This is a genomic window from Synechococcus sp. R55.7, from assembly GCF_047461955.1.
Classification (GTDB): domain Bacteria; phylum Cyanobacteriota; class Cyanobacteriia; order Thermostichales; family Thermostichaceae; genus Thermostichus.
In genome coordinates this window covers 1-5,566 of the sequence record NZ_JANSIC010000116.1, presented here as the reverse complement: position 1 = coordinate 5,566, position 5,566 = coordinate 1, and the positions used below count along the sequence as shown (strand labels likewise).

4 protein-coding genes are annotated in these 5,566 nt (G+C 57.2%); all 4 read left to right on the top strand.

Going from position 1 to position 5,566, the window contains the following annotated elements:
* Positions 1-225: 225 nt before the first annotated feature.
* The gene (locus NW820_RS07645) at positions 226-2,061 is read left to right on the top strand and encodes an NAD(P)H-quinone oxidoreductase subunit F (RefSeq protein WP_414407144.1); all 1,836 of its coding nucleotides are present in this window, start codon (positions 226-228) and stop codon (positions 2,059-2,061) included.
* Between the two features lie 50 nt (positions 2,062-2,111).
* Positions 2,112-3,647 carry an NADH-quinone oxidoreductase subunit M gene (locus NW820_RS07640; RefSeq protein ID WP_414407143.1) on the top strand — a complete coding sequence of 512 codons (1,536 nt, stop codon included), beginning with the start codon at positions 2,112-2,114 and terminating at the stop codon, positions 3,645-3,647.
* A gap of 57 nt (positions 3,648-3,704) precedes the next feature.
* A complete protein-coding gene (locus tag NW820_RS07635) occupies positions 3,705-5,015 on the top strand; it encodes a CO2 hydration protein (protein WP_414351925.1) in 1,311 nt (436 codons plus the stop codon).
* A gap of 81 nt (positions 5,016-5,096) precedes the next feature.
* Positions 5,097-5,555, top strand: coding sequence for a fasciclin domain-containing protein (locus NW820_RS07630; RefSeq protein WP_011434417.1), 459 nt, complete (start codon positions 5,097-5,099; stop codon positions 5,553-5,555).
* The last annotated feature ends 11 nt before the right edge of the window (positions 5,556-5,566 follow it).

The following is a 5,566-nucleotide window of genomic DNA, read 5'->3' as shown; positions in this document are numbered from 1 at the left end:
GTTCCCAAGGGGTTCATTTCCATCTACGCTTTAGAGAGTGAGGGGGTGACAACGACAGAGGTTATTCTGCTCCCCCTGCTTGAACTATAGATTTTTGTCTATAGTTTTTATCGGAAAGTTCAATTTTTATCTATCCTAGTTCGCAGCTAAGATGCTGATTAAGACTTTTTACAGGATCTCAGCAAGTGTTCCAGTTTGGCCAAGATCCCTGGCCGAAGGAGGATTATGAGCTTGAACGGGCTGGTCACAACTGCATGGCTGATTCCCCTCTACGCCTTGGTGGCGTGGGCGGGAGCGCTGATCTGGTCCCCAGGAATCACCCGGCGCACGGGACCACGTCCGGCAGGTTATCTGAATGCGCTCTTGACGTTGATGGCCTTCCTGCACAGCGTGGGGGCGCTGGTGGCAATTTGGGATCAGCCGGCGCAGGTCATTCGGTTGCCCTGGCTACAGGTGGGGGATCTGATGTTAGAGCTGCCGCTGCAGGTGTCATCGGTAACTCTGGGGGCCTGCGCTGTGGTGACGGGGCTGAACCTGGTGGCCCAGATCTACGGCTTTGGCTACATGGAAATGGACTGGGGCTGGGCGCGGTTTTTCTCCCTGCTGGGCCTGTTTGAGGGGGGGATGTGTGCCTTGGCTTTGTGCGACTCCCTCTTTTTCAGCTACGTGATCCTGGAGATTTTGACCCTGGGCACTTACCTGTTGGTGGGCTTTTGGTTCAACCAATCGCTGGTGGTGACGGGAGCGCGGGATGCTTTTTTAACCAAGCGCATCGGCGACCTGTTGCTCTTGATGGGGGTAATCGCCATCTATCCCCTGACCGGCTCCTGGGAGTTTGAGGATTTGGCGGCCTGGGCAGAGGCGGTGCAGGCAGGATCTGTCACTGTGGATCCCACCCTGCTGGCCCTGGTAGGGCTGGGGTTGCTGGCCGGCCCCGTAGGCAAGTGTGCCCAATTTCCTCTGCACCTGTGGCTGGATGAGGCGATGGAAGGGCCGATCCCGGCCTCGATTTTGCGGAACGCAGTGGTGGTGGGCACGGGGGCCTGGGTGTTGATTCGCCTGCAACCCCTCTATGAGCTTTCCCCAACGGTGCTGAAGGTGATGCTGACTATCGGCAGCTTGACGGCGGTGGGGGGATCCCTGGTGGCTTTGGCCCAGATCGACGCCAAGCGAGCTTTGTCTTATCTGGTGAGTGCCTACATGGGCTTGATTTTTGTGGCGGTGGGCACCGGTCATCCCCAGCAAGCCTATGGGTTGCTGCTGACCTATGCTCCGGCCATGGCTCTGTTGGTGATGGCTCCGGGCACGGTGATCTGGAACAGCATTACCCAGGATTTGCGCTACCTGGGCGGGCTATGGTCGCGGCGTCCTATCTCAGGGCTGTGCTTCTTGACCGGAATGGCCGGAATCATCGCTTTGCCGCCTTTCGGTTCCTTTTGGGTGCTGACGGATCTGTGGCAGCAGTTGGTGCAATCGGGGCAGGGGTTGTGGGCAGCAGTCGTGCTGGTCACCAATGCTGTAACGGCCCTAGGGCTGACACGGGTGTTTGGCCTGATCTGGGGGGGCAAGCCGCAGCAGATGAGCGAGCGTTCGCCGGAGGTGCATTGGCCGATGATGCTGCCCATGACGGTCACGATGGGGGTGGCGCTGCACATGCCCATGATCCTGGCGACGCTGGGTCTGATTCCCGCTCTGGAAGGGATCCCTGTTGGGGTAATGACGGGATCCAGCTTGACAGGCATTGCCTTGGGAGCCTGGCTGTATCTGCGTCCGCAGCGGCAGCCGGTGGACTGGGCCTTCTTGGCCGACTGGCAGGATTTGTTGGCCAACGACTTCTACACCCCCAAGCTCTACCGGGCCAGTGTGGTGTTTGCGGTACGCATCATCTCTGAGGTTACAGCCTTGTTCGACCGCTATGTGGTAGACGGCTTGGTAAATTTGACCAGCTTGGCGGTATTGGCGGGTGGACAGGTTTTGAAATACACCACCTCTGGCCAGTTGCAAGCCTACGTGCTGACGATTGTGGTGGGGGTGGCCCTGCTGGGCTGGCTGATTCTCTAGGCTTGGGCAAGGTAGCGGGACGGAGTCCTTAGATAAAGAGGGAAAAGACCATGCTGAGTGCCTTGATTGTGTTGCCGATCTTGGGATCCCTGCTCCTGTTCTTAGGCTTGGGGGGGCGAAAGCTGGCGGTGGCCTTGGCCGGGATCCTGCTGGGGATCTCGCTGCTGCTGTTTGCCAACTTTGACCTGCAAGCGGAAGGGCTGCAGTGGGTGCAGCGGTGGGATTGGATCCCGGCAATTGGGCTGAGCTACTCCCTGGGCCTGGACGGGTTTTCCCTGCTGATGGTGGCTTTGAATGGGCTGCTCACGCTGATTGCGGTGCTGACAGCTGAGCCAGAGGTGAAGCGGCCCAACCTCTTATACGGCTGCATTTTGTTCATGAGCGGGTCGGTCAACGGGGCTTTTGTTGCCCAGAACCTGCTTTTGTTCTTCTTGTTTTACGAGCTGGTGCTGATCCCGATCTACCTGCTCATCTCCATTTGGGGCAGCCCCAAGCGGGATTATGCTGCCATCAAGTTTTTGATTTACACCGCCGTTTCCGCCATCTTTCTGTTGGGGGCCTTTTTGGCCATCTACTGGCTGGGGGATCCCCATAGCTTTGAGCTGCTGGAGATCCGCATCACCTCTCTCAGCCCTGTTGCCCAGACCTTGACGCTGTTGGCCTTGATCGTGGCTTTCGGCATTAAGATGCCGCTGATCCCCTTCCACACCTGGTTGCCTGATGCATACGGGGAGTCGTCGCCGCCAGTGGCCATCCTCCTGGGAGGGATCCTCTCCAAGTTAGGCACGTACGGTCTGTTTCGCTTTGGGCTGCAGTTGTTTCCCCAAGCTTGGGCCGACCTGGGCGGGATCCTAGCCTGGTGGGGAGCCATTGCCGTGTTGTCCGGGGCTTTGGCAGCCATCGCCCAAAAAGACATCAAGCGCATGGTGGCCTACAGCTCCATTGGCCACATGGGCTACATCTTGCTGGGCATGGCGGCAGCCACCCCGATTAGCCTGACCGGGGCGATGGTGCAGATGGTCTCTCACGGTCTCATCTTGGCGCTGCTGTTCGATTTGGTGGGCTTGGTGGAGCGCAAAGTGGGAACGCGGGATCTGAACGTACTCAACGGCCTGCTCAACCCCTTGCGAGGCTTGCCCACAGTGAGCGCCCTGCTCATCTTGGGGGGGATGGCCAGCGCCGGGATCCCTGGCCTGGTGGGCTTTGTGGCGGAGTTTTTGATCTTCCAGGGCAGCTACCAAGATTTTCCTCTGCCCACTTTGATCAGCATCTGTGGCACCGGCTTGACGGCGGTGTACTTTGTGATTTTGCTGAACCGCACCTGCTTTGGCAGGTTGGACAACCGCACCGCCTACTACCCGCGCGTGCATGGCTGGGAGCGGATCCCAGGGCTTATTTTGACGGCCTTGATCGTTTGGTTTGGGATCCAGCCCATGAACCTGGTGAAATGGCCACAACCCTTGGCCTTTACCCTATCCACCCAGGTGGCTCAGGCCCAAACGCTTATCTTGGCATCAGCCGGTGACCTTGCCCCCATCACCCTCTCTGGAGCCGATCCAGGCAAGCGGGAAACTCCCAGGAATTGAGATCCCAGGGAATGACCTCAAGGAGCCAGAACTTTTGAAGAGTTGGAGACTTCTTCTATGACGACAACCCTCACAGCCCGCAAGCTGCCCCCTTCTACCCATCCTTTTGCGGATATAGTCCACCGCCTGGAGGCAGGGGGATCCATGCTGCCGGATACGCCGGAAAACCTGATGCAAATTATCGGCCTCTACAAAGCCTATGCCGTGCCAATGGATTTCTACTGGCGGGATCTGCTCTACATTGCCGAGCAGGTGTTTGTGGATCCCTTGCCTTTTTTCAAGTTCATCATTCCTGAAGAGTATCTGAAGCTGGCCAACCACTACGCGGGGGATAACGCGGATTTGCGCATTTGGCGAGGCCAGGCTACGGCCCATCCCGAGCTGCTGGAGTTTATGGAAAAAGGGGAGCTGAAGCGCAAGCTGCCCAGGATTTTGCATCACCTCTGGCATGACCGCATCAACATGGAATTTGCCGAAGAATGTATGCGGGCCATGCTCTGGCACCGGGATATGGGGGGCTTGCTGGATCCCTACATGGATTCCGAAGAATACAAGCAAAATGCCGACCGCGCCATCCGCGCCTATTGCCAGGGCAACCCCTTGTTGATGGGGCTATACAAGCTCTTCCCTGATATGTTCTTGGAGCTGTGCCGCCAGGCCACCATGTACTCGGTGTTGGGCCTGTTTTGGGAGGTGATGGCTCCGGTCTTTTTTGAGATGAGCGATCTCTACGATGAAGGCAAAATTACCAGCGTGCCGGAGGCGATGAACTTTCTGGTCAACGGGATCTTCGCCATTGCCGGACGACCCATCTACCACCGCGTGCGCATTCGGGGAGAATGGTACGATATTGTGCCCAAATCCAAAGGATTCACCTGGCTATATGAGGCTGCCTTCCCCTATGTAGAGGCCGTGTTTTATCGCACCTCTCCTTTCCGCGGCACTAAGTCCTACAACGCCCAGGCCAACGAAGTTCCCACCAACCAGTTGGACTTCCACTACGGGATCCTCTACGCCGATAAGTTTCCGGTGGGCACCGCCGGGATCCCGCCCACGCTCTTGCACCAGGATATGTACCACTTTTTGCCCCAGTATTTGGTGGAGTATTATCGCAAGCATTGCCGCGGCGAAGAGGATATGCTGATTCAATTGGGGGTTAGCTTCCAGCGCTCCATGTACAACGTCACCTCAGCCGTGATTCAGGCGGGAAGGGCCGCTTTCTTGTATCCCCTTGATGATCCAAATCCACGGCACTTGATGATGAACCGCCGTTATTTTGAGGGACAACTCAATCGCTTCACCCGACCGGAATATGGGATCCGGGAAGCAGCCCGCCTCGCCTACATTCAGGATCAGAATTATCGCTAGCCCGTGGCAACTTTAATGATCCCAAAGCCTTTCGAGCAGCAATCCAGTTAGCAACAACTTCACAGCCAAAGGATCCCGGCCATGCCCGATATTGTCGATATTGCCGTCTCTGCTGAGGGCTTTTCCACCTTGGTAACTGCCGTTAAAGCGGCAAACCTGGTAGACACTCTCAAAAGCCCTGGCCCCTTTACCGTTTTTGCCCCCACCGATGGGGCTTTTGCCAAGCTGCCTCCTGGCACCATCACCACTCTGGTGCAAAACATCCCCCAACTGACCCGCATCTTGTGTTACCACGTGGTGCCCGGTCGCCTGAAAAAGGCAGATTTGGCCAAGTACCAAAGTGTGGGCTCGGTAGAGGGATCCCCCATCGACTTGTTGATCGAAGGGGACGTTTTCGAGGTCAATAACGCCACCGTTATCCAAGCCGACATCGAAGCCGATAACGGCATCATCCACGTCATCGACACTGTCATCCTGATGCGGCCCCACTGGTTCTGGCCGATTATGAACTCCGCCTTGGCTGCCTCGGCCAGAGGATAGACAGATCTATC